This is a genomic window from Streptomyces colonosanans (assembly GCF_001866645.1).
GTDB classification, from domain to species: domain Bacteria; phylum Actinomycetota; class Actinomycetes; order Streptomycetales; family Streptomycetaceae; genus Streptomyces; species Streptomyces colonosanans.
This window is the reverse complement of record NZ_MLYP01000021.1, coordinates 33,368-54,861: the sequence shown is the minus strand read 5'-3', so window position 1 is coordinate 54,861 and position 21,494 is coordinate 33,368. Positions and strand designations below refer to the sequence as shown.

The following is a 21,494-nucleotide window of genomic DNA, read 5'->3' as shown; positions in this document are numbered from 1 at the left end:
ATGCAGCGGAGACGGCTCAGGAGGCAAGGACGATGGGGAACGGTAACGGCGCACTCAGTGGCGCGGTGATCGCGGTGGCCGGCGCGGGCGGACCCGCCGGCAAGGCGGCGCTGATGCGGCTCGCGGAGGCCGGGGCGGTCGTCATCGGGTCGGACAACAACCCCGAGCGCCTGGCGGAGTCCGTGGACGCGGCCCGCTACGCACACGGGGGCGCCACCGTCGTGGGGGAGACGGTCGACCTGCTCGATCTGCAGTCGACCCGCGACTGGGCGGACCGTATCGAGAAGGACCACGGCCGCGTGGACGGCGTGGTCCACCTGGTCGGCGGCTGGCGCGGCGGCAAGGCCTTCACGCGTACCGGTATCGACGACTGGGATCTGCTGGAGAAGCTGCTCATCCGCACCGTGCAGCACACTTCGCTGGCGTTCTTCGACGCGCTCCAGCGCAGCGACCGCGGCCGGTACGTCCTGATCAGCGCCGCCGGGGCGTCCCAGCCGACCGCCGGGAACGCGGCGTACTCCGCCGCGAAGGCCGCCGCCGAGGCATGGACGCTGGCCATGGCGGACGGCTTCCGCAAGACGGCGGGCGAGAGCGACTTGACGTCCGCGGCTACGATCCTGGTCGTGAAGGCGTTGGTGCACGACGCGATGCGCGCCGAGCGTCCCAACGCGAAGTTCGCGGGCTTCACCGACGTCGAGGACCTGGCTGAGGCCATCGCCGGAGTGTGGGACAAGCCCGCCGCGGAATTGAACGGAAACCGTCTGTGGCTGACCGAGAAGCCGTGAACCGTCCCCGGACCGACGCGCGTCGCCACCACGACCCGCAGGTCCGCGGTTTCGCCAGTGACAACTACGCCGGCGCCCACCCGGAGGTGCTGGCCGCCCTGGCGCTGGCCAACGTCGGCCACCAGGTCGCGTACGGCGAGGACGCGTACACCGAGAACCTCCAGGGGATCATCCGCGGCCACTTCGGTGCTACGGCGGAGGCGTTCCCGGTCTTCAACGGCACCGGTGCGAACGTCGTCGCGCTCCAGGCGGTCACCGACCGCTGGGGCGCGGTGATCTGCGCCGAGAGCGCGCACATCAACGTGGACGAGGGTGGCGCCCCCGAGCGCATGGGCGGCCTCAAGCTGCTCACCGTGCCCACGCCCGACGGCAAGCTCACGCCCGAGCTGATCGACCGCCAGGCCTGGGGCTGGGAGGACGAGCACCGCGCGATGCCGCAGGTCGTCTCGATCACCCAGAGCACCGAACTGGGCACCCTCTACACGCCGGACGAGATCCGCGCGATCTGCGAGCACGCCCACGCGCGCGGCATGAGGGTGCACCTGGACGGCTCCCGCATAGCCAACGCGGCCGCTTCCCTGAACGTGCCGATGCGGACGTTCACCAACGCGGTCGGCGTCGACATCCTCTCCCTGGGCGGGACGAAGAACGGCGCGCTGTTCGGCGAGGCGGTCGTCGTCCTCAACCAGGACGCCGTCGGCCCCATGAAGCACCTGCGCAAGCTGTCCATGCAGCTTGCCTCCAAGATGCGCTTCGTGTCGGTGCAGCTGGAGGCCCTGCTCGCCAAGGACCTGTGGCTGCGCAACGCCCGCCACTCCAACGAGATGGCGCAGCGCCTGGCGGAGGGCGTGCGCGCGGTCCACGGTGTCGAGATCCTCTACCCGGTGCAGGCCAACGCCGTGTTCGCGCGTCTGCCGCACGAGGTGAGCGAGCGCCTGCAGAAGCGCTTCCGCTTCTACTTCTGGGACGAGGCCGCAGGCGACGTCCGCTGGATGTGCGCCTTCGACACGACCGAGGAGGACGTGGACCGGTTCGTGGCGGCGCTCAAGGAGGAGATGGCGCGGTACACCCCCTGAGACTGCACGTATAGGCATACGACTGGCCGGAAAGTCATTGACTGCCGGTCGGTCGTGTTCCTATGCTCTGAGGGCATGGAGCTGATCCAGCAAACCTCGGACGTTTCGGCCTACTTGGCTGCCGACGAGGGTATTGACCATCGGCATCCGGTGGTTCGAGAGGCAGCCGCGCGCCTCGCGGGTCAGGCGGCAGACTCGTATGCCTATGCGCGAGCCGCCTTTGAATTCGTGCGCGATGGCATCCCGCACTCCGCCGACAGCGGCGATCCGCGCGTGACCTGGCGCGCCTCCGACGTCATCGAACAGCGCACCGGCATCTGCTACGCCAAGGCCCATGCGCTGGTCGCCCTGCTGCGCGCGGAGGGCATCCCGGCGGCGCTGTGCTATCAGCGGCTGACGCATGACGGTGGCGGGTATGTGGTGCACGGGCTGGTCGCGGTGCGGTTCCACAGGGCCTGGCATCGGCAGGACCCGCGCGGCAACAAGCCGGGCGTCGACGCCCAGTACTCCCTCTCCGGTGAGCGCCTGGCCTTCGTGCCGGACGTGAAGTCGAATGAGATGGACTATCCAGTACTGTACGCTGAACCACACCCGGCCGTGCTGAGCGCTCTTCGAGCGGCCCCCGACCGGCCTTCGCTGTGGAAGACGCTCCCTACCGCACTGTGACCCGAGGCGAGAGAAGATGACGCTCACACTCACCGTGTCCGACGAGGTGCACGCGCTCGCGCCCGACTTCACCCATCTGACCGTCGAGGCGCACGGCCTGGCCAACGGCCCCAGCACGGAGGCCAGTTCGGCACTGCTGGACGACGCGGCCCGCCGCCTCGCGTCACGCCTGGACGGGCGAGCCCCGCACGAGGACCCGCACATGACCGCCTGGCGCGAGGCGTATACGGCGTTCGGCGCGAAGCCGTCCCGTACTCGCAACTCGGCCGAGGCGCTGGCGAAAAGGGCCCTCTCCGGGGTCGGTCTGCCCCGTATCAATGTCCTTGTCGACCTCTACAACGCCATCAGCGTCGCCCATCTCATCCCCGTCGGGGGCGAGGACCTCGACCGGATCCAGGGCGCCATGCGCCTGGTGCGCGCCGCCGGTGACGAGGACTTCGTGACCGTGGTCGGCGGTGAGGAGGTCGTCGAACACCCCGACGCCGGCGAGGTGGTGTGGCGGGACGAGGCCGGTGTCACCTGCCGCCGCTGGAACTGGCGCCAGGGCCCCCGCACCCGCCTCACCGAGCAGACTGTCTCCGGCATCTTCCTGCTGGAGAGCCTGGCCCCGATGTCCGTCCCGGAGGTGGAGGCGGCGGCCACCGAACTCGCGGAACTGGTGGAGAAGTTCAGCCCGGGAGCGCGGATCACCGTCGGAACCCCGCAGTCGGCGGCCTGAGGCACCGCAGCCTCAGCGGCGGTGGGGTGTCAGGCCGACATGAACCGACGCCCCGGCCGTGCGTCAGTGCACCTTGGCCGTGCGCAGCTGTTCCGGCGTGGGGGCCGTGCCGCCGAGGTGGGCGGGCATCCACCAGGTGTCCTCCGGGCCCTTGGGGCGGCCGGGGTAGGCGCGCTGTGCGGCCTCCAGCAGTTCCTGGACGCGCTCGCGCAACTGGCGGGTGAGCGCGCCCGCGTAGGTGTCGCGCGTGGCCTCCATCGCCTCGCCGACCCGGATCGTGACCGGGGTGTGGCTGCGCTTGAAGTTGCGCGGGTGGCCCTTCGTCCACAGCCGCTGGGTGCCCCACAGGGCCATCGGGACCAGCGGGACGCCCGCCTCCTGGGCCAGGCGCACGGCACCCGACTTGAAGCCCTTCAGGGTGAACGACTGCGAGATCGTGGCCTCCGGGAAGACGCCGACCACTTCGCCGGACTTCAGTGATTCCAGCGCGTGCGCGTACGCCGCCTCGCCCTGATTCCGGTCCACCGGGATGTGCTTCATGGCGCGCATCAGCGGTCCGGAGATCCGGTGCCGGAAGACGGACTCCTTGGCCATGAAGCGCACGAGGCGCTTCTGCGGCAGCGCCGCCAGGCCGTTGAAGATGAAGTCCAGGTAGCTGATGTGATTGCTCACCAGCACCGCACCACCCGAGCGCGGGATGTTCTCCGACCCCTTGCAGTCGATCTTCAGGTCCCATGCCTTGAACATCGTGAGGGCAACACCGACGACGGGACGGTAGACGAGCTCAGCCATGGACGGGGCGGACCCTTCTCTCTGCCTGGGAAGGGGCTCCCGGCGGAAGTTACGCAGCCGTAGGTTTACGGTACGTTGCCGATCGTGCCCCAAGAACGGTCGAGGAGCCAGCCCTGATACCGGTGAACGGCGAGATCCTCGTCACGTCAGCCGTATGGACCACCTCGGGCCTTTCATCGCCTTTACTCCGTGTGTGCCACCATTCACTGTACGGGCAGGTATGCCGGTCGACTGCGGCGCCCCGAACCCCGTCGCCGATCCGGGGCGCGGCCGGACGGCGGAAGTCGGGAATCTTTGCGGTCTCGTGAACGCTGGAGCAGATGGTGAGCGGACCTGCGGGTGCGTGGCCGTGCTCGCGCCGGGGGGCGCGCACGGAGTGCTGCAGCAGTAGTGGAGCGGGAGAGGCGAGAGTGCGAGGACGGGACGACGGCAAGCGGCTCGGTGTGACCGAGCTGGGTCAGAGGCTCGGTGAACGGGCCACGTTCGTCCAGTTCTCCAGCGCCTTCTGTGCTCCCTGTCGGGCGACGCGGCGGATCCTCGCCGAGGTGGCGACCATGGTGCCCGGCGTCGCCCATGTGGAGATCGACGCCGAGCAGCGGCTCGAACTCGTGCGCGCCCTCGACATCCTCAAGACGCCGACCGTCCTCGTTCTCGACGCGGACGGTCGGATCGTGCGACGTGCGACGGGACAGCCGCGCACGGCGGATGTGATCGCCGCGCTCGGCGAGGCCGTCTGACGCCCCCTCGGTCGCGCGGTCGGAAGCCATTCCCGGTCTGTGAGGTGACGGTGAGACGGCTGGTGACACATCTCCCAGATTCCGGGGCACACTTGACTGCGTACGCCACCTATCGTCAACCTGACTGTATGCCCCCGCAACTCCTTCGCTTCGAGTGTGTCCACGTGGTCCCGGCCCGCACCGTGAGAGTGCGCGCTGTCCGGGCTGAATGAGCGGCCACGGATCTTCCCCCCACGCGTGGGGATCACCGCGCCACCTCTCGCAGAAGGACAACTCCATGACGGCCACGCCCGACCTCCGCACTCCTCAGCTCGCCTCCCCGGACCTGTTGCGCTCCGTCTTCCGGCGGCACGCTGCCGGAGTCGCCGTGATCACTGCCCAGCGGGACGGCACCCCGGTCGGTTTCACCGCCACCTCCCTCACCTCCGTCTCCGCCGAGCCCCCGCTCATCTCGTTCGGCATCGGCACTGGCGGCTCAAGCTGGCCCGTCATCTCCGAGGCCCGCCATGTCGGCGTGCACATAGTCGGCGAGCACCAGGAAGGCCTGGCCCGCACCTTTGCCAGGAGCGGTGCCGACCGCTTCGGGGCGCCCACGAGTTGGCGCGAGGGCCCCGAGGGCGTGCCCGTCCTGGACGACGTGCTCGCCTGGCTCGTCTGCCGCGTGGTGGCACGTGTGCCTGCCGGGGACCATCGCATCGTGCTGGCCGAGGTCGTCGTCGGCGATCCCTCGGGCGACGGGCGCCCGCTGGTCTACCACCAGGGGCGCTTCAACGGTCTCCGTGACTGAATCGACAGGCCGGTTACACAGCGTTGCCAAGGTCACAGTCCAAAGCGCTTGCTCAGCGCGCGTCCGCTGGGTGTACTGACGAGTAATATTTCGTTCGGAGCGCGGGGTCGCCCCGACCGGGATCGGCCGCTTCAGGCGCCTATGCTGCCTGCAAGAAGGCAGCCCACAATTGACGATGCAGTAGGAGAGCCGGCGTGAGCTTGAGGATCGTTGTCACTGTGAAGTACGTGCCCGACGCCACTGGCGACCGGCACTTCGCCAAGGACCTGACCGTGGACCGGGACGACGTGGACGGTCTGCTCTCCGAACTCGACGAATACGCGGTCGAGCAGGCTCTGCAGATCGCCGAGAACGCGGACGATGCCGAGGTCACCGTACTGACGGTGGGCCCGGAGGACGCCAAGGACGCGCTGCGCAAGGCACTGTCCATGGGTGCCGACAAGGCGATCCACGTGGAGGACGACGACCTGCACGGCACGGACGTCATGGGCACCTCGCTGGTGCTGGCCAAGGCGATCGAGAAGGCCGGTTACGACCTGGTGATCTCCGGTATGGCCTCCACCGACGGCACCGCCGGTGTGGTCCCGGCGCTGCTGGCCGAGCGTCTGGGTGTCCCGCAGGTCACCCTGCTGTCCGAGGTCTCGGTCGAGGACGGCGTCGTCACGGGCCGCCGTGACGGCGACACGGCCTCCGAGCAGCTTGAGGCGCAGCTGCCCGCCGTGGTGTCGGTCACCGACCAGTCGGGCGAGGCGCGTTACCCGTCCTTCAAGGGCATCATGGCGGCCAAGAAGAAGCCGGTTCAGGCCTGGGACCTGTCGGACCTGGACATCGAGGCCGAGGAGGTCGGCCTGGAGGGTGCCTGGACGAAGGTCGACTCCGCGACCGAGCGCCCGGCGCGCACCGCGGGCACGATCGTCACGGACGAGGGCGAGGGCGGCAAGCAGCTCGCTGAGTTCCTCGCGAGCCAGAAGTTCATCTAAGGCTCACCCCCTTTACCGCCTCTCAGACTTCGCAATCCGCAAGGAGATCCATTCCCATGGCTGAAGTTCTCGTCTATGTCGACCACATGGACGGCGCTGTCCGCAAGCCCACCCTGGAGCTGCTGACCCTGGCCCGCCGCATCGGTGAGCCGGTTGCCGTCGCCGTCGGCGCGGGCGCGGAGAACACCGCTTCCACGCTGGCCGAGCACGGCGCGGCGCGGGTCCTCACCCACGACGCCTCGGAGTACGCCGACTACCTGGTCGTACCGAAGGTGGACGCCCTGCAGGCCGCCTACGAGGCCGTTTCTCCGGCCGCCGTGCTCGTCCCGTCCTCCGCGGAGGGCAAGGAGATCGCGGCCCGTCTGGCGGTGCGCATCGGCTCGGGCATCATCACCGACGCCGTCGACCTGGAGGCCGGTGACGAGGGTCCGGTGGCCACCCAGTCGGTGTTCGCCGCCTCGTACTCCACCAAGTCCCGTGTCTCCAAGGGCACTCCGGTCATCACGGTCAAGCCGAACTCCGCCCCGGTGGAGGCCGCCCCGGCCGCCGGCGCGGTCGAGGCCCTGGCGGTGTCCTTCTCCGCCCAGGCCACCGGCACCAAGGTCGCCGCCCGTACGCCGCGTGAGTCGACGGGCCGTCCGGAGCTGACCGAGGCCGCGATCGTGGTCTCCGGTGGCCGTGGCGTGAACGGCGCGGGGAACTTCGCGATCATCGAGGCGCTGGCCGACTCCCTGGGCGCGGCGGTGGGCGCGTCGCGTGCGGCGGTGGACGCCGGCTGGTACCCGCACACCAACCAGGTCGGCCAGACCGGTAAGAGCGTGTCGCCGCAGCTGTACATCGCGTCCGGTATCTCGGGTGCGATCCAGCACCGGGCCGGTATGCAGACCTCGAAGACGATCGTGGCGATCAACAAGGACTCCGAGGCTCCGATCTTCGACCTGGTCGACTACGGCGTGGTGGGTGACCTCTTCGAGGTCGTCCCGCAGTTGACCGAGGAGATCAAGGCCCGCAAGGGCTGAGCCACTTCACGGGCAGCAGGCCCCCGTGACCGCCGGTGGTGCGGTCGCGGGGGCCTTCCGTCATTCCCCGGCCGGCGGACTCGGCTGCTGCCGATGCCGGGCGCCTTGGCGGTCCTTGGGAGCCGGTGTCGACCGGCGGGAACGCTGTTGACCGGCGACAGGATTCACGGATAGCTTCGCTCGACGGATTGTTGATTCCGTCTTGCGGAAAAGGGGGCTGTGGGATGGGGCACGGTCAGCAGGAGAAGGTGGCGACGAGCCTCGCGGGCGCCGTCAGCGAGGAGATCAGTGCCTCCCTCGCCCCGGTCGACGCCGAGCTGGAACGCCACTACCCCGGCGACCCCGGTACCCGCCAGCCCGTCCACACGGTCTATGTCTCCGGCGATGCCTTCGCCGCCGACACCATCCGCTCGTGGGGCGAGCGGGCCCTCGCCGCCCTCGACGAACACGCCCCGGACGCCGCCTCGTTCGGCGCCGTCCTCGGCCTCGCGGGCGACCTTGCCGGACCCGTGTACGACCGCGTACGCGCGAAGCTGGAGCGCGAGCCGATCGACGATCTGCGGGTCGACTTCGAGGACGGTTACGGGGCGCGCCCGGACGCCGAGGAGGACGAGGCCGCCGCCCGCGCGGCACGGCTGATCGCGCAGGCCCATGCGGAGGGAGGAACGGCCGCCCCGTACATGGGCATCCGCATGAAGTGCATGGAGGCGCCTGTGCGACAGCGGGGCATCCGTACGCTCGACATCTTCCTGACGGGCCTGATGGAGGCGGGTGGTCTCCCGGACGGGCTCGTGCTCACCCTGCCCAAGGTGACCTACGCCGAGCAGGTCACCGTGATGGCGAGGCTGTTGGGGGAGTTCGAGAAGGTGCGCGGACTCGAACCCGGGCGGATCGGGTTCGAGATCCAGATCGAGACCAGCCAGGCCATCCTGGCCGCCGACGGCACTGCGACCGTCGCCCGGATGATCCGGGCCGCCGAGGGCCGCGCCACCGGACTCCACTACGGCACCTTCGACTACAGCGCCTGCCTCGGCGTGTCCGCCGCCTATCAGGCCAGTGACCACCCGGCCGCCGACCACGCCAAGGCGATCATGCAGGTCGCGGCGGCGGGCACGGGGGTACGTGTCAGTGACGGCTCCACGAACGTCCTGCCGGTCGGCCCGAGGGCGCAGGTCCACGACGCCTGGCGGCTGCACTACGGGCTCACCCGCCGGGCGCTGGCCCGCGCCTACTACCAGGGCTGGGACATGCACCCCGGCCACCTTCCGACCCGCTACGCGGCCGTCTTCGCCTTCTATCGCGAGGGGTTCGAGCAGGCCGCGGCCCGCCTCGCCCGTTACGCGGGCCGCGGCGGCGGCGACGTCATGGACGAACCGGCGACCGCCAAGGCGCTGAGCGGCTATCTGCTGCGAGGTCTGGACTGCGGTGCCCTCGACGATGCCGAGGTCGCGAAGGCGACCGGACTGACCCGGGTCGACCTGGAGGGCTTCGCGGCACCGCGGCGGGACGACCTGACGGCGTCCGCGAAGTAGAGGCGTACCGCGCCGGGGGCGCCCTGGGCGGTCCCGGGTGGTCCGTCTCGCTCCCCGGTGGGGCGTCAGTCGGCGGGCGGCAGTTCGCCCGAGCCGCGGGTGATCAGCCGCGTCGGGAGTTCGATGCGCTCCGGGGTGAGGAGCGTGCCGTCGAGTTGGCCGAAGAGGCGCTCGGCGGCCGTGCGGCCGAGGGTGGCGGCATCCTGGGCGACCACCGTGACAGCGGGGTCGAGCAGATCGGCGAGCTCGATGTCGTCGAAGCCGACGAGGGCGACGGGGCGGCTGCGCCCGGCGAGGACCCGGATGACGGTGACCGTCACCCGGTTGTTGCCGGCGAAGATCGCCGTCACGGGGGCGGGGCCCGCGAGCATTTCCACGGCGGCCCGCCGCACCCGCTCGGGGTCGGTGACCCCCAGGGATATCCAGGAGTCCTCGACGGGTATGCCCGCGTTCCCCATGGCGGCCCGGTAACCGCGCAGCCGCTCGGCCGCGGTGTGGATGCGCGGCATGTCTCCGATGAAGCCGATCCGGCGGTGGCCGTGCGCGATGAGGTGGGCGACCCCGTCGCGGGCGCCGCCGAAGCTGTCGGACAGCACCACGTCGGCGTCGATCTTCCCGGCGGGGCGGTCCACGAACACCGTGGCGACACCAGCCCTGATCTCGGGCTCCAGATAGCGGTGGTCGTCACCGGCCGGGATGACGAGCAGCCCGTCCACGCGGCGCGCGCACAGCGCCAGCACCAGCTCCTGCTCGCGCGCCGGGTCCTCCGCGCTGGAGCCGTTGATCAGCAGCGCGCCATGGGCCCGGGCGACTTCCTCGACCGCGCGGCTCAGCGGCCCGTAGAACGGGTCCGCGAGGTCTTCCAGGACCAGGCCGATGCTTGCGGTGCGGCCTTTGCGCAGCACCCGCGCGCTGTCGTTGCGCCGGAACCCCAGCGCCTCTATGGCCTCCTGGACCCGGCGCTCGGTGTCCGGGGTGACCCCGGGCTCGCCGTTGACCACGCGCGAGACCGTCTTCAGGCCGACGCCGGCACGTGCTGCCACGTCCTTCATGGTCGGACGGTTGCCGTAGCGGGTTCCGGAGAGGCGGTCTGCTCGCCGGGTGGTCTCGGGCACGATGCGCTGTCCTGTCCTGTCGTCCACGGGAGTGCGTCGGTCCATGGAGGTCCTCTGAGGTGTGTGGCGTCGAGCATAGAGCCTGGACAACGTTGTCAGGCGCGAGAGAGACTGTCCTCCGCAATCTCCGGCCTGCGCCTTCCGACAGGGGGCGCCCCTTGCCCATTCCCGTCCGGAGACCCGAACGTCCGAGAGCCGAACCCCGCGGCGGCGGCCGTCGTATGCCGGGGCCGGTACGACCCAAGCATGGGGAGATCTGACACTGATGCACACCGACCTCGTGGCCGCCCTCGACATCGGCGGCACCAAGATCGCCGGAGCGCTGGTGGACGGCCACGGCCGGATCCTGCTGCGCGCCCAGCGGGCGACGCCCGCGCAGGAGGACGGCGACACCGTGATGGGCGCCGTGGAGGACGTGATACGGGAGCTGACGGTCTCCCCGCACTGGGGCAGGGTGCGTGCCGTAGGCATCGGCAGCGCTGGGCCGGTGGACGCCGTCACGGGCTCGGTGAGCCCGGTCAACATACCCGGCTGGCGCGAATACCCGCTGGTCGAGCGGGTCCGGGCCGCGACGGGCGGCCTGCCGGTCGAGCTGATCGGCGATGGCGTGGCCATCACGGCCGCCGAACACTGGCAGGGCGCGGCCCGCGGCCACGACAACGCGCTGTGCATGGTGGTGTCGACCGGCGTCGGCGGCGGTCTGGTGCTGGGCGGGCGGCTGCACCCGGGCCCGACCGGCAACGCGGGCCACATCGGGCACATCAGCGTCGACCTGGACGGTGATCCGTGTCCGTGCGGCTCGCGCGGCTGTGTGGAGCGCATAGCGAGCGGGCCGAACATCGCGCGCCGCGCCCTGGAGGGCGGCTGGCGGCCGGGTCCCGACGGCGACACCTCGGCCGCGGCGGTGGCCGCCGCCGCCCGCCTCGGCGACCCGGTGGCCGTGGCCTCGTTCGAGCGGGCCGCACAGGCGCTGGCCGCGGGCATTGCCGCGACGGCCACACTCGTCGAGATCGACATCGCGGTCATCGGCGGGGGAGTGGGCAAGGCCGGCGACGTCCTGTTCACGCCGCTGCGCAAGGCCCTGGCCCAGTACGCCACGCTGTCCTTCGTCCAGCGTCTGACCGTGGCACCCGCGCTGATGGGTACCGACGCGGGGCTGGTCGGCGCGGCGGCGGCCGCCATCACGAAGAAGACGAACGAGACCGCGGCCGGGGTGTGACACGAGTAACGCTCCCGCTGGTGTGACCCGTGTGCCCGGAACGTCGACGGACGACGGCCCGGGCACCCCGGCCCGCTCGCGCGGCTATGAGCTGCCGCGCTCGGCGGAGCCGGTTGTCGAGCGTCGGTCTCAGCAACTCAGCTTCGCGTCCGCCCAGTCCGCGTGGTCGGAGTCGATGCCGTCGCCGCCGTCGGTGACCACGAGGTGGACCACCTGGGCGCCGGTCACATCGGCGGTGAGCGGCTGTGCCGGCATCGCGTTGGTCATCACCCCGGTGGAGGCGACCTTCGTGCCGTCCGCCCAGATCTCGAAGGCGACCGTGCCCTTGCCGCCCTTCTCGTCGTCCACGCCGACGTGCGCCGAGACCGTCTTGCACGCCCCGCCCGTGTAGTACGCGACGTCGCTGTCGGCGTGCACGCCGAGCCCCTTGGCGTACACGACCCCGCCGATGGTGATCGGATGACCGTCGCCCGCAGCGCTCTCCCCGTTGCTGGTGTTGCGCTCGACGGGACCGTATCCGTTGGCGGCCGAGAGCCAGGGCAGGTCTCCGAGGTGCGAGACTCCGGAGGGCGGCGGCGCGACCACCGTCGCCGTGATCGGCACCACGCTCTCGGCCCGCACCCCGGTCGGCGACCGGTAAGCGGTCTTCAGCTTCAGGCCGTACGACCCCGTCGCCGTACCCTCAGGCGCGGTCACCCGCCACGCCGTACGCAGTGTGTGTTCCGTCGGCAGTGCGGGGGCGTTCGTCGAGGACGTCGGCGTAACCGTCCATCCCGCGGGCCCGGTCAGTGACACGGACACCTGGCCGGCCGGCGTACGACCGAGGTCCGTCACCGTCGACGTGAAGGCAGCCGTCCTGCCCGCCTCGACGAACGGGCTGCCGTCCAGGCCGAGTTCGACGGCGGGCGGATGCTCGGCCCACCGCTGGTCGGCCGTGACGCGGACGAGGAGCGTGCCGTGCGCGGGCACCGTCGCCGAGATCGTGCCCGCGGTGTTGTAGCTCGTGTGCCGCCACAGGTCGCGCAGGGTGTACGCGCTCGCCTGCGGCAGGCCGACGGCGGCGGCCGTCGTGGTGATCCGCTGTGCGCTGTTCGTCTCGTTGAAGAGGGCCACCGCACGGCTGCCGTCCGCCATCTCCTTGGCGACCACCCAACGCCCGCCCTCGGACGAGACCACCGCGCCCTGCCTGCCCAGCGGGTCCTGGTCGACGGCGATGACCTCCTTGTTGCCGAGGATGTCGAAGGTCGCCGGGGAGGCCTTGCGCAGATCGGAGCCGATGAGCAGCGGCGCGGCCATCACCGACCACATGGAGAAGTGCGTGCGGTACTCGGCGTCCGTCATGCCCCCGTTGCCGACCTCCAGCATGTCGGGGTCGTTCCAGTGCCCGGGACCCGCGTACGGCGCGAGGGGAAGGTTCTGCTTGAGGATCGACAGCATCGAGCCCCAGGTGTCACTGATGTCGCCCGTGGTGCGCCACAGTTGTCCGAGGTCCGAGGCCCATTCCCAGGGCTTGTTCTGGCCCCACTCGCAGATGCTGTAGACGATGGGCCGGCCGGTCGCCTTCAGGGCGTCGCGCATCGTCGTGTAGCGCAGCTTGGCGTCCACACCCTGGTTGTTGCAGTTGTCGTACTTGAGGTAGTCCACGCCCCAGTCGGCGAACTGCCGCGCATCGCTGTACTCGTGGCCGAGCGCGCCCGGGAACCCAGCGGGGTTGCACGTTTTCGTGCCCGCGCTGGTGTAGATGCCGAGCTTGAGCCCCTTGGAGTGGACGTAGTCCGCGACCGTCTTGATCCCGTTCGGGAAGCGCGCCGGGTCGGGCACGAGCTTGCCGTCCGCGCCCCGCGAGGGACGGGCCCAGCAGTCGTCCAGGTTGACGTACTGATACCCGGCGTCCTTGAGGCCCTTCTCCACGAAGAGGTCCGCGATTCCCTTGACCATCGACTCGTTGAACTCCGCCCGACAGTGCGTGGAGTTCCAGTTGTTGAAGCCCATCGGCGGCGTGAGGGCGAGCCCGTCGGTGAGCGTGGGTGTGACCGGGGCCGCATCGGGTGCGGCCAGGGCCGGTGCGGCGAGCCCGGCTGTACACAACAGCCCTGCGGTCAGCGCTCCGACCACTCTTCGACGGGTTGTGCGGGTGAGAAGGTGACGCATCGTTACGTTCCTCCGTACTCGCGAGAGATGGGGTGAATGGATGCTCGCATCACGGTGCGCGTTTACGGTAGGCCGTGTTGGACTGTGTTGGAAGAGAAGTGGTAACGGTTGTCCGATATCTCGTCAGAACCCTTGACGGCTCCCTTACATGGAGATGAGATCCAAGCCTTGCGTTCGGTTGTGTTGGATGGCACCCCGAGGAGTGAGGCATGGCACAGTCATCGTTGAAGGGGCTCGGTGCGTCCGGGGACGTGATCGGACATCGGATGTCCCGGCGGTCTCTCCTGCGCGGCGCGGCCGTGGGGGCCGGCGCGGTCACACTGCCGGCCCTGCTGACCGCCTGCGGCGACGGACCGGGCGGCAACAAGAACGAAGTCACCGTGGGGTCCAACGCGTCGGACTCGGTCCCCAAGAAGGCCTTCGCTGCCGCCTTCGCCGCGTACGAGAAGGAGTCCGGCAAGAAGGTCAAGGTCAACACCAAGGACCACAACGACTTCCAGGAGAACATCAACCGCTATCTCCAGGGCACGCCCGACGACGTCTTCATGTGGTTCGCCGGATACCGCATGCAGTACTTCGCCGAAAAGGGGCTGCTCACCGACATCAGCGACGTGTGGCAGGGGTACAGCGGATTCTCCGATGCCCTCAAGTCCCAGTCCACGCACGCGGGCAAGCAGTACTTCGTGCCGTACTACTACTATCCGTGGGCCGTCTTCCACCGCAAGAGCTTCTTCGCGAGCAAGGGATACCAACAGCCCAAGACCTGGGATGAGTTCATCGCCCTGGCGAAGCAGATGTCCAAGGACGGGACGCCGGTGGCCTTCTGTGACAAGGACGGCTGGCCCGCCATGGGCACCTTCGACTACATCAACATGCGGCTGAACGGATACGACTTTCACAAGTCCCTGATGGCGGGAGAGGAGTCGTGGACCGATTCGAAGGTGAAGAAGGTCTTCGACACCTGGCGCGAACTCATGCCGTACTACCAGAAGGGTGCCCTCGGCCGTACCTGGGAGGAGGCCGGGCAGAGCCTCCAGCAGCGCAAGACGGGCATGGCCGTCTTCGGTATGCCGCACCCGGGCAGCCAGTTCCCGGAGAACGAACGGGACGACATCGACTTCTTCGCCTTCCCTGAGATCGACCCGCAGTACGGACAGGACGCTGTCGAGGCGCCCATCGACGGGTTCCTGGTCGCCCGGAAGTCGAAGAACATGGCCGGTGCCAAGAATCTGCTGAAATGGCTCGGTAAACCCAAGGCCGAGGACGTATACCTTCAGTACGACCCCAACAACGTGGCGGTGAACACCGGCGCCGACACCTCCCAGTACAGCGCTCTGCAGAAGAAATCCGCCCAACTCGTCGCCGGTGCCAAGCAGATCTCGCAGTTCATGGACCGCGACACCCGGCCCGACTTCGCCTCCACGGTGATGATCCAGGCGATCCAGGAGTTCATCGGGAACCCGAAGGACGTCGACGGCCTGTGCAACAAGATCGAACGGCAGAAGAAGACGATCTTCTCGCAGGCCGTCAGCTGATCACTGGGGGATACGTTCCGTGGCGCTCACCTCACGGCGCGCCGGACGTCGACGGCTGCGGCGGTTCACCCGCCGCGACCTCGTCGTCCTCGGCGTGCTCCTCGGCATTCCCGTCCTGCTGGACCTCGTCATCGTGTGGGGTCCGACGCTGGCCTCCATCGGGCTCTCCTTCACCTCCTGGGACGGCCTCGGCGACATCCACTGGGTCGGGACGGACAACTACAAGAACCTCTTCACGAACTACCCGCCGTTCTGGCCGGCCGTCCGCCACAACGTGCTGTGGCTGCTCTTCCTCGGCCTGATCGCGACCCCCTTCGGGCTGCTGCTCGCGGTGCTCATCGACCGGGGCGTGCGCTTCAGCCGGTTCTACCAGTCCACGATCTACCTGCCGGTCGTGCTGTCGCTCGCCGTCGTCGGCTTCATCGCCCAGCTCATCCTGGGCACCGACCAGGGCGTGGTCAACACGATCCTCGGCCACCGCGAGAACCCGATCGACTGGCTCGGCGACGCCGACCTGAACATCTGGATGATGATGATCGCGGCGAGCTGGCGGCACACCGGGTACGTGATGATCCTCTATCTGGCCGGCCTCAAATCCGTCGACCCGGCGCTGAAGGAGGCGGCGGCGATCGACGGGGCGAACGCCCGCCAGACGTTCTTCCGCGTGGTGTTCCCCACCCTGCGTCCGGTCAACGTCATCGTCGGCGTGATCACGGTCATCGAGGCGCTGCGGGCCTTCGACATCGTCTACGCGGTCAACAAGGGCCGCAACGGCCTGGAACTCCTGTCCGTGCTGATCACCGACAACATCATCGGCGAGGCCAGCCGCATCGGATTCGGCTCCGCCATCGCGGTCGTCCTGCTCATCGTCTCCCTGGGGTTCATCGTGACGTTCCTGGTCCAAGAGCTGCGAGGTGCGCGCGACCGATGAGCGCCGACATCAGCACCGGAGCGCCGCCCCGTCCGGCCGCGGCGCCCGTCACCGTCCCGAAGTCCCGCCCGCGCAAGGGCCGCTGGGGTGTGCACATCTTCCTGACGGCCGTGTCCCTGGCGTTCCTCGCTCCCCTCCTGCTGGCGGTCTACGCCTCCCTCAGGCCCTACGAGGACACTGCGCAGCACGGCTACTTCTCCTGGCCGCACCACCTCTCCTTCGACTACTACCGCCGGGCCTACACCGAGTCCGGTATGGGCAAGTACTTCGCGAACACGCTGCTGATCGCCGTCCCCGCCGTGCTCGTGACCCTGTTCCTCGCGTCCTTCGTGGCCTTCGCGGTCTCGCGGCTGAAGCTGCGCGGCGGGCTGGTTCTGCTGATCTTCTTCACGGCGGGCAACCTGCTGCCCCAGCAGGTCATCGTGACCCCGCTGTACGTCCTGTTCAACAAGATCCCGCTGCCGTGGTGGATGTCCGACTCGCTGATGATGTACGACTCCTACTGGGCCGTCATCCTCGTCAACATCGGTTTCCAACTGGGCTTCTGCGTCTTCGTCCTGGCCAGTTTCATGCGTACGCTGCCCCAGGAGATCATGGAAGCGGCGATCGTCGACGGCGCGGGCGTGTGGACCCGCTTCTGGCACGTCACGCTTCCACTGTGCCGCCCGGCCCTGGCGGCCCTCGGCACCCTGGAGTTCACCTGGATCTACAACGACTTCCTGTGGGCCCTGATCTTCATCTCCAACCCCGACAAGCTCCCCATCACCTCGTCGCTCAACAACCTCAGGGGCCAGTTCTTCACCGACTACAACCTGCTGGCCGCGGGTTCGATCCTGGTGGCCCTGCCGACGATCCTGGTCTTCCTGCTCCTGCAACGGCACTTCATCGCGGGACTCACTCTGGGGTCGACGAAGGGGTAAGGGCTTGAACTGCGGTGATACGGGGCACCGGTCCCCATGTTCGGTGCCCCGTTGAGGCCGTTACCGGGAGCGAACAGCGCTGATTGCGGGCGGGCGGGTGTGCGGCCCCTGATGGGGTGATGTGTGGGGGCCCACCCCCCTTCGGCTGGCAGAGCATCTCCATCGTCTGCTGACTCGTCCGGGAACCGGTAGTCACGGCTTGGCGCCCGTCTGCGTGCGTGGTCGCCTTCCCGCAACAGTCGAACGGCCATGATGGAGCGTGGGCAACCACACTCGATCGACTGATGTGCTCTGTGGTTCAGCGCGACAGCACCTCGTCGAGATACTCCTGCACCGGTCCGAAAAGGCCGGAGGGCACGTACTCGGCGAGTGCGCCGTGCGTGACCCACTCGATGGCGTCGACCTCGTCGTCCGCGACCCGGGCGTCGCCCTTGACGACCTCGCAGGCCGTGTACGACAGCGGGAGGCCGGTCTTCGGGTGGAGGCGCTCTCCGAGGAGCCGGATCGCCTGCACGGCAAGGCCGGTCACCTCGAACGTCTCCCGCACCGCCGCCTCCGCCGCGCCCTCGCCCTCCTCGATACCGCCGGCCGGGAACTGCCACATGAGCTCGCCCTCGCCGATCCGGCGCCGGACCATCAGCACCTTCCCGTCCTGCACGGTGATCGCGACGCTGATGCCGGGCTTGCCGGTGGTGGTCTCGGTCATCTGGTCTCCTCCAAGGCGTCCAAGTCGATGGATGGATACGGGAGATGGGGATGTAATGCGAGGCTTTGCTGCCGGAGTGCACGCCACGGCGACGTTCCGGGCGGAATCCCCGTCGGCCGCCTCGCCGTGTACGTCAACGCACATGAAGTACTAGCAGTAAGCGCGCGTTGCGGGGGGCAGCCGCGCCTGTTTCCTACCGGGCGCCGCCGTGGGACGCCCACGCCGCTCGCCAGGGCCGCCACCCCAGTGTCCGGGAGCCCGTCGACCGACGTTCCACGCCGTGCGTGACCTCCGGCGCAGTTCCGCAGTTGAACGGGGCATGAAGAAGCGCAGCATGCTCGCCATCGCCTCCCTCGCCGCCGGATTCGTCGTGGCAGCCGTCACCCCCTCGCACGCCGCCGACCACGAGACGCTCGGTGATCTGCAGGTCAAGGACGCCCTCAGCACTGTCGACCACACCATCGGCCAGGACAGCCTCGCCGGGAACGAGGACGCGCTGGGGCAGAACGGCTGACGGGCGGCCGCTCCCAAGCCGCGGCGCCGGTGTCCCCTGACGGCGGGGGCGCCGGCGCCGCCGTGCGCGGGCCCGGAAGACACGCCCTCATCAGTAGCGGGTTTCCATGGCAAGGTGGAGCGGGCAAGCCTCAGGGGGCCAACCGAAGAGGGGGAACCGTGACCGTCGTCTGGATCAACGGTGCGTTCGGTGCGGGAAAGACCACCACCGCACGGGAACTGATCGAACTGATCCCGAACAGCGCGCTCTTCGACCCCGAGGTCATCGGCGGCGCGCTCACGCACCTGCTGCCGCCCAAACGGCTCGCAGAGGTCGGCGACTTCCAGGACCTGCCGATCTGGCGACGGCTCGTGATCGACACCGCCGCCGCCATGTTCTCGGAGCTCGGCGGCGTCCTCATCGTTCCGATGACCTTGCTGCGTCAGGAATACCGCGACGAGATCTTCGGCGGCCTCGCCTCCCGGCGCATCCCCGTACACCATGTCCTTCTCGCCCCAGCCGAAACGATCCTGCGCGAGCGCATAGCAGGCCGGGAAGTCCCGCCCGACCTCCCCGACGGGGAGATACGGATCCGCCAATGGTCCTACGACCACATCGAGCCATATCGCACCGCCCTCGGCGCCTGGCTCGCCGCGGACGCGCACCCCGTCGACACCAGCGCCCTCACCCCGTACGAGACCGCCCTGAGGATCGCCGAGGCCGTCCGCACCGGCGATGCGCCCGTCTGCGACATCGTCCAGACCCCGGAGCCGACCGCCGAGACCCTTGCCGCCGGTGTCCTCCTCTTCGACGAGCAGGACCGCGTGCTGCTCGTCGACCCCACCTACAAGGCCGGCTGGGAGTTTCCCGGCGGCGTCGTCGAACCCGGCGAGGCTCCTGCCCGCGCCGGCATACGCGAGGTCGCCGAGGAGACCGGCATCACCCTCGACGAGGTCCCCCGGCTGCTCGTGGCCGACTGGGAGCCGCCCGCGCCGCCCGGCTATGGCGGACTGCGCCTCCTCTTCGACGGTGGCCGGCTCGACAGCGAGGAAGCCGCCCGCCTCCTGCTGCCCGGACCCGAACTGCGCGGCTGGCGGTTCGTCACGGAGGCGGAGGCGGCCGATCTCCTTCCGCCCGTGCGCTACGAACGGCTCCGCTGGGCACTGCGGGCCCGTGAACGCGGCGCGGCGCTCTATCTGGAGGCGGGCGTCCCGGTCGGCTGAACCGCTCGAGACCCGTGCAGTTGCGTGAGGGTGACGATGCGTCTGACATATCTGTCACCTGCTGACTTTGCCTGGCATGTGTGGTTCCGAGTCGAAAGCAAAGCCGAATTGATGCCGTCCCGGTATGAATCGGGACGTTGCGAAGGAACGCTACCGCCTTACCGTAAAGCGCAGCTCATCTCTCTGGCGGCCGCAGGCCGCCCGTACACGCCGGATTCACCGCCGGCTAAGGAGGGACATGCGCGCGCACTCATCGGCCCTCACCCGGGGCCTTGCGTTGGCCGCCGGGCTCACACTGGCCCTGGCCGCCTGCAACAGCAATGGTGGTGGCGGCGGGGGCTCCCACAAGCCCAGCTCGAGCGGGCTTTCGTCCTGCAGCACCCAGGGCAAGGCCAACACCTGCAACGCCGGAGCCACCAAGGCCGGCGGATCGTTCACCTACACGCTGGAGAAGAACATCCAGCAGTGGCTGGTCCAGGACTCCAACGGCAACACCTTTGAGAACGGCGAGGCCATCAGCGTCGTCCTGCCTCAGGTCTACGTCCCCCAGCCCGACTTCAGCGTCCAACTCAACACCGACCTGGTGACCTCGGCGACCCAGACGAGCACCAGCCCGCAGACCATCGTCTACAAGATCAACCCGAAGGCGTCGTGGAACGACGGCACGCCGATCAACGCCGACGACTTCATCTACTACTGGCGCACCAACAACGGCAAGGACTGTCCGCCGCCCCCGGCCAGTGACTCCACGCAGACCAAGGGCTGTCTGCCGCAGAGCACCGCCGGCTACGACCGCATCAAGTCGGTCACCGGCTCCGACGGCGGCAAGACCGTCACCGTCGTGTTGAACAAGCCCTTCGCCGACTGGAAGCAGCTCTTCGGGGCGGGCTACCCGCTCTACCCGGCGCACGTCGCCGAGAAGCTCTCCGGTGCCAAGGTGGGCGATGCCGCGCACATGACGGGCACTCAGATGACCCAGGGCTGGCAGTACTTCGGGAAGACTCCGCCCAGCAAGTACGCGACGGCCGGCCCGTACAAGTTGCAGGACTGGACGGACAACGACCACGCCACGTTCGTCCCCGACCCCAAGTGGTGGGGCGCGCACAAGCCGTCCCTGCAGCGGCTCATCTTCAAGGTGATCACGGACGCCACGCAGGAGCCGACCGCCCTGCGCAACAACGAGGTGCAGGGGATCTACCCGCAGCCCGAGGTGGACCTGGTCAATCAGATCAAGGCGATCCCGAACGTCACGTACACCATCGGCGCCGGGCTGACCTGGGAACACTTCGACCTCAACCTGCACAACCCCGCGCTCGGCAAGTACCTGCCGCTGCGTAAGGCGATATTCACGGCCATCAGCATCAAGGACATCATGTCCAAGACGGTCGGCCAGTTCGATCCGAACGTGAAGCCGCTCGGCAACCACAACTACATGCCCGTACAGTCGAGTTACCAGGACGTCGTCACCGGCACGGGGCAGGGTTCGGGAGATGTCGCCAAGGCCAAGCAGTACCTGACCGACGCCAAGTTCACCGGAGTCGGTACGGCGCTGAAGACCCCGGACGGCAAGGCGGTAGGACCCTTCAACTGCCGCTACACGACCGGCAACCAGATTCGGCAGAGCGAGTGCCAGATCCTGCAGAGCGCCCTCGCGTCCCTCGGCATCAAGGTCACCATCAAGCCGATCGGCGCCGCCGACCTCGGCACGGTCCTCACCGGGCACCAGTACGACATCATCGTCTTCGCTTGGGTCGGGTCACCGTTCCCGGGCGCCAACGCGCAGCAGAACTGGGTCACCGGAGGCGGTGGCAACTACGGCGGCTACAGCAACAAGGAGGTCGACAAGCTCGTCAACGAGGCCGTCGGCGAGCTCGACCCCACCAAGGCGGCAAGCCTCCTCAACCAGGCGGACGCCCTCATGGCGAAGGACGCCTACGTTCTGCCGCTGTACCAGAAGCCGACGTTCCTCGCGGTGCAGACACGGTGGGTGAACATGCGGGACAACGCCACGAACGTGGGCCCGCCGTACAACATTGCCGAGTGGGGCCTGAAGAAGTAGCAGACCCGGCTCAGCACGCACAGGCGCAAGAGTCCGGCCCCGGCGACACC

At 68.9% G+C, this 21,494-nt stretch carries 19 protein-coding genes and 1 pseudogene; 16 read left to right on the top strand and 4 right to left on the bottom strand.

Features of this window, described 5'->3' with window-relative positions; all coding sequences use genetic code 11:
- Positions 1 to 32: 32 nt before the first annotated feature.
- From BIV24_RS08145 to BIV24_RS08130, 4 genes are all read left to right on the top strand, one after another.
- Positions 33 to 785 (top strand): SDR family NAD(P)-dependent oxidoreductase, encoded by a 753-nt coding sequence (locus BIV24_RS08145; protein WP_107459271.1) that lies wholly within the window; start codon positions 33 to 35, stop codon positions 783 to 785.
- Complete coding sequence (locus tag BIV24_RS08140) at positions 782 to 1,861, top strand: threonine aldolase family protein (protein WP_071365512.1); 1,080 nt, start codon at positions 782 to 784, stop codon at positions 1,859 to 1,861. The genes BIV24_RS08145 and BIV24_RS08140 overlap by 4 nt, the downstream gene beginning before the upstream one ends.
- 75 nt (positions 1,862 to 1,936) lie before the next feature.
- Positions 1,937 to 2,527: a transglutaminase-like domain-containing protein gene (locus tag BIV24_RS08135; protein ID WP_071365511.1), complete on the top strand. Its 591-nt coding sequence runs from the start codon at positions 1,937 to 1,939 to the stop codon at positions 2,525 to 2,527.
- Positions 2,528 to 2,543: 16 nt separating this feature from the next.
- Complete coding sequence (locus BIV24_RS08130) at positions 2,544 to 3,245, top strand: B3/B4 domain-containing protein (protein WP_071365510.1); 702 nt, start codon at positions 2,544 to 2,546, stop codon at positions 3,243 to 3,245.
- Between the two features lie 63 nt (positions 3,246 to 3,308).
- On the opposite strand, the gene BIV24_RS08125 is transcribed toward BIV24_RS08130, so the two are convergent.
- Positions 3,309 to 4,037 (bottom strand): lysophospholipid acyltransferase family protein, encoded by a 729-nt coding sequence (locus tag BIV24_RS08125; protein ID WP_071365509.1) that lies wholly within the window; start codon positions 4,035 to 4,037, stop codon positions 3,309 to 3,311.
- Between the two features lie 349 nt (positions 4,038 to 4,386).
- Between BIV24_RS08125 and BIV24_RS31435 the strand changes: the two are divergent.
- From BIV24_RS31435 to BIV24_RS08100, 5 genes and pseudogenes are all read left to right on the top strand, one after another.
- A pseudogene (locus BIV24_RS31435) lies at positions 4,387 to 4,774 on the top strand (TlpA family protein disulfide reductase).
- A gap of 277 nt (positions 4,775 to 5,051) precedes the next feature.
- Positions 5,052 to 5,561 carry a flavin reductase family protein gene (locus tag BIV24_RS08115; protein WP_071365507.1) on the top strand — a complete coding sequence of 170 codons (510 nt, stop codon included), beginning with the start codon at positions 5,052 to 5,054 and terminating at the stop codon, positions 5,559 to 5,561.
- A gap of 194 nt (positions 5,562 to 5,755) precedes the next feature.
- A complete protein-coding gene (locus BIV24_RS08110) occupies positions 5,756 to 6,541 on the top strand; it encodes an electron transfer flavoprotein subunit beta/FixA family protein (protein WP_071365506.1) in 786 nt (261 codons plus the stop codon).
- A 56-nt stretch (positions 6,542 to 6,597) separates the two neighbouring features.
- Entirely contained in the window at positions 6,598 to 7,560 is a 963-nt protein-coding gene (locus BIV24_RS08105; protein ID WP_071365505.1) for an electron transfer flavoprotein subunit alpha/FixB family protein, read from the top strand.
- Between the two features lie 224 nt (positions 7,561 to 7,784).
- Positions 7,785 to 9,092, top strand: coding sequence for a DUF6986 family protein (locus tag BIV24_RS08100; RefSeq protein WP_071365504.1), 1,308 nt, complete (start codon positions 7,785 to 7,787; stop codon positions 9,090 to 9,092).
- Positions 9,093 to 9,157: 65 nt separating this feature from the next.
- Here BIV24_RS08100 and BIV24_RS08095 read toward each other — a convergent pair whose 3' ends face one another.
- Complete coding sequence (locus tag BIV24_RS08095) at positions 9,158 to 10,252, bottom strand: LacI family DNA-binding transcriptional regulator (protein ID WP_177198641.1); 1,095 nt, start codon at positions 10,250 to 10,252, stop codon at positions 9,158 to 9,160.
- Between the two features lie 220 nt (positions 10,253 to 10,472).
- Here BIV24_RS08095 and BIV24_RS08090 point away from each other — a divergent pair, with 220 nt between their 5' ends.
- Positions 10,473 to 11,426 (top strand): ROK family protein, encoded by a 954-nt coding sequence (locus tag BIV24_RS08090; RefSeq protein ID WP_071365503.1) that lies wholly within the window; start codon positions 10,473 to 10,475, stop codon positions 11,424 to 11,426.
- A gap of 129 nt (positions 11,427 to 11,555) precedes the next feature.
- On the opposite strand, the gene BIV24_RS08085 is transcribed toward BIV24_RS08090, so the two are convergent.
- Positions 11,556 to 13,577: an NPCBM/NEW2 domain-containing protein gene (locus BIV24_RS08085; RefSeq protein ID WP_177198640.1), complete on the bottom strand. Its 2,022-nt coding sequence runs from the start codon at positions 13,575 to 13,577 to the stop codon at positions 11,556 to 11,558.
- 266 nt (positions 13,578 to 13,843) lie between these two features.
- Between BIV24_RS08085 and BIV24_RS08080 the strand changes: the two genes are divergently transcribed.
- From BIV24_RS08080 to BIV24_RS08070, 3 genes are read left to right on the top strand one after another with little or no spacing between them, the layout of a single operon-like run.
- Positions 13,844 to 15,112, top strand: coding sequence for an ABC transporter substrate-binding protein (locus tag BIV24_RS08080; protein WP_071365540.1), 1,269 nt, complete (start codon positions 13,844 to 13,846; stop codon positions 15,110 to 15,112).
- 19 nt (positions 15,113 to 15,131) lie between these two features.
- Positions 15,132 to 16,043, top strand: a complete 912-nt coding sequence (locus tag BIV24_RS08075; protein ID WP_071365501.1) for a carbohydrate ABC transporter permease — start codon at positions 15,132 to 15,134, stop codon at positions 16,041 to 16,043.
- Positions 16,040 to 16,963, top strand: a complete 924-nt coding sequence (locus tag BIV24_RS08070) for a carbohydrate ABC transporter permease (RefSeq protein ID WP_071365500.1) — start codon at positions 16,040 to 16,042, stop codon at positions 16,961 to 16,963. Before BIV24_RS08075 ends, BIV24_RS08070 begins: the two co-directional genes overlap by 4 nt.
- A 298-nt stretch (positions 16,964 to 17,261) precedes the next feature.
- On the opposite strand, the gene BIV24_RS08065 is transcribed toward BIV24_RS08070, so the two are convergent.
- Complete coding sequence (locus BIV24_RS08065; RefSeq protein ID WP_071365499.1) at positions 17,262 to 17,669, bottom strand: NUDIX hydrolase; 408 nt, start codon at positions 17,667 to 17,669, stop codon at positions 17,262 to 17,264.
- 319 nt (positions 17,670 to 17,988) lie between these two features.
- Between BIV24_RS08065 and BIV24_RS08060 the strand changes: the two genes are divergently transcribed.
- From BIV24_RS08060 to BIV24_RS08050, 3 genes are all read left to right on the top strand, one after another.
- Entirely contained in the window at positions 17,989 to 18,183 is a 195-nt protein-coding gene (locus BIV24_RS08060) for a hypothetical protein (RefSeq protein ID WP_071365498.1), read from the top strand.
- Positions 18,184 to 18,341: 158 nt separating this feature from the next.
- Positions 18,342 to 19,385, top strand: a complete 1,044-nt coding sequence (locus BIV24_RS08055; RefSeq protein WP_071365497.1) for an NUDIX hydrolase — start codon at positions 18,342 to 18,344, stop codon at positions 19,383 to 19,385.
- 238 nt (positions 19,386 to 19,623) lie between these two features.
- Positions 19,624 to 21,444, top strand: coding sequence for an ABC transporter family substrate-binding protein (locus tag BIV24_RS08050; RefSeq protein WP_071365496.1), 1,821 nt, complete (start codon positions 19,624 to 19,626; stop codon positions 21,442 to 21,444).
- The last annotated feature ends 50 nt before the right edge of the window (positions 21,445 to 21,494 follow it).

Coding starts and splice junctions, on each gene's coding strand:
- BIV24_RS08065 (WP_071365499.1), bottom strand. CDS start 17,669: ATGACCGAGACCACCACCGGCAAGCCCGGCATCAGCGTCGCGATCACC.
- BIV24_RS08090 (WP_071365503.1), top strand. CDS start 10,473: ATGCACACCGACCTCGTGGCCGCCCTCGACATCGGCGGCACCAAGATC.
- BIV24_RS08085 (WP_177198640.1), bottom strand. CDS start 13,577: ATGCGTCACCTTCTCACCCGCACAACCCGTCGAAGAGTGGTCGGAGCG.
- BIV24_RS08050 (WP_071365496.1), top strand. CDS start 19,624: ATGCGCGCGCACTCATCGGCCCTCACCCGGGGCCTTGCGTTGGCCGCC.
- BIV24_RS08130 (WP_071365510.1), top strand. CDS start 2,544: ATGACGCTCACACTCACCGTGTCCGACGAGGTGCACGCGCTCGCGCCC.
- BIV24_RS08100 (WP_071365504.1), top strand. CDS start 7,785: ATGGGGCACGGTCAGCAGGAGAAGGTGGCGACGAGCCTCGCGGGCGCC.
- BIV24_RS08125 (WP_071365509.1), bottom strand. CDS start 4,037: ATGGCTGAGCTCGTCTACCGTCCCGTCGTCGGTGTTGCCCTCACGATG.
- BIV24_RS08145 (WP_107459271.1), top strand. CDS start 33: ATGGGGAACGGTAACGGCGCACTCAGTGGCGCGGTGATCGCGGTGGCC.
- BIV24_RS08070 (WP_071365500.1), top strand. CDS start 16,040: ATGAGCGCCGACATCAGCACCGGAGCGCCGCCCCGTCCGGCCGCGGCG.
- BIV24_RS08115 (WP_071365507.1), top strand. CDS start 5,052: ATGACGGCCACGCCCGACCTCCGCACTCCTCAGCTCGCCTCCCCGGAC.
- BIV24_RS08095 (WP_177198641.1), bottom strand. CDS start 10,252: ATGGACCGACGCACTCCCGTGGACGACAGGACAGGACAGCGCATCGTG.
- BIV24_RS08060 (WP_071365498.1), top strand. CDS start 17,989: ATGAAGAAGCGCAGCATGCTCGCCATCGCCTCCCTCGCCGCCGGATTC.
- BIV24_RS08105 (WP_071365505.1), top strand. CDS start 6,598: ATGGCTGAAGTTCTCGTCTATGTCGACCACATGGACGGCGCTGTCCGC.
- BIV24_RS08135 (WP_071365511.1), top strand. CDS start 1,937: ATGGAGCTGATCCAGCAAACCTCGGACGTTTCGGCCTACTTGGCTGCC.
- BIV24_RS08080 (WP_071365540.1), top strand. CDS start 13,844: ATGTCCCGGCGGTCTCTCCTGCGCGGCGCGGCCGTGGGGGCCGGCGCG.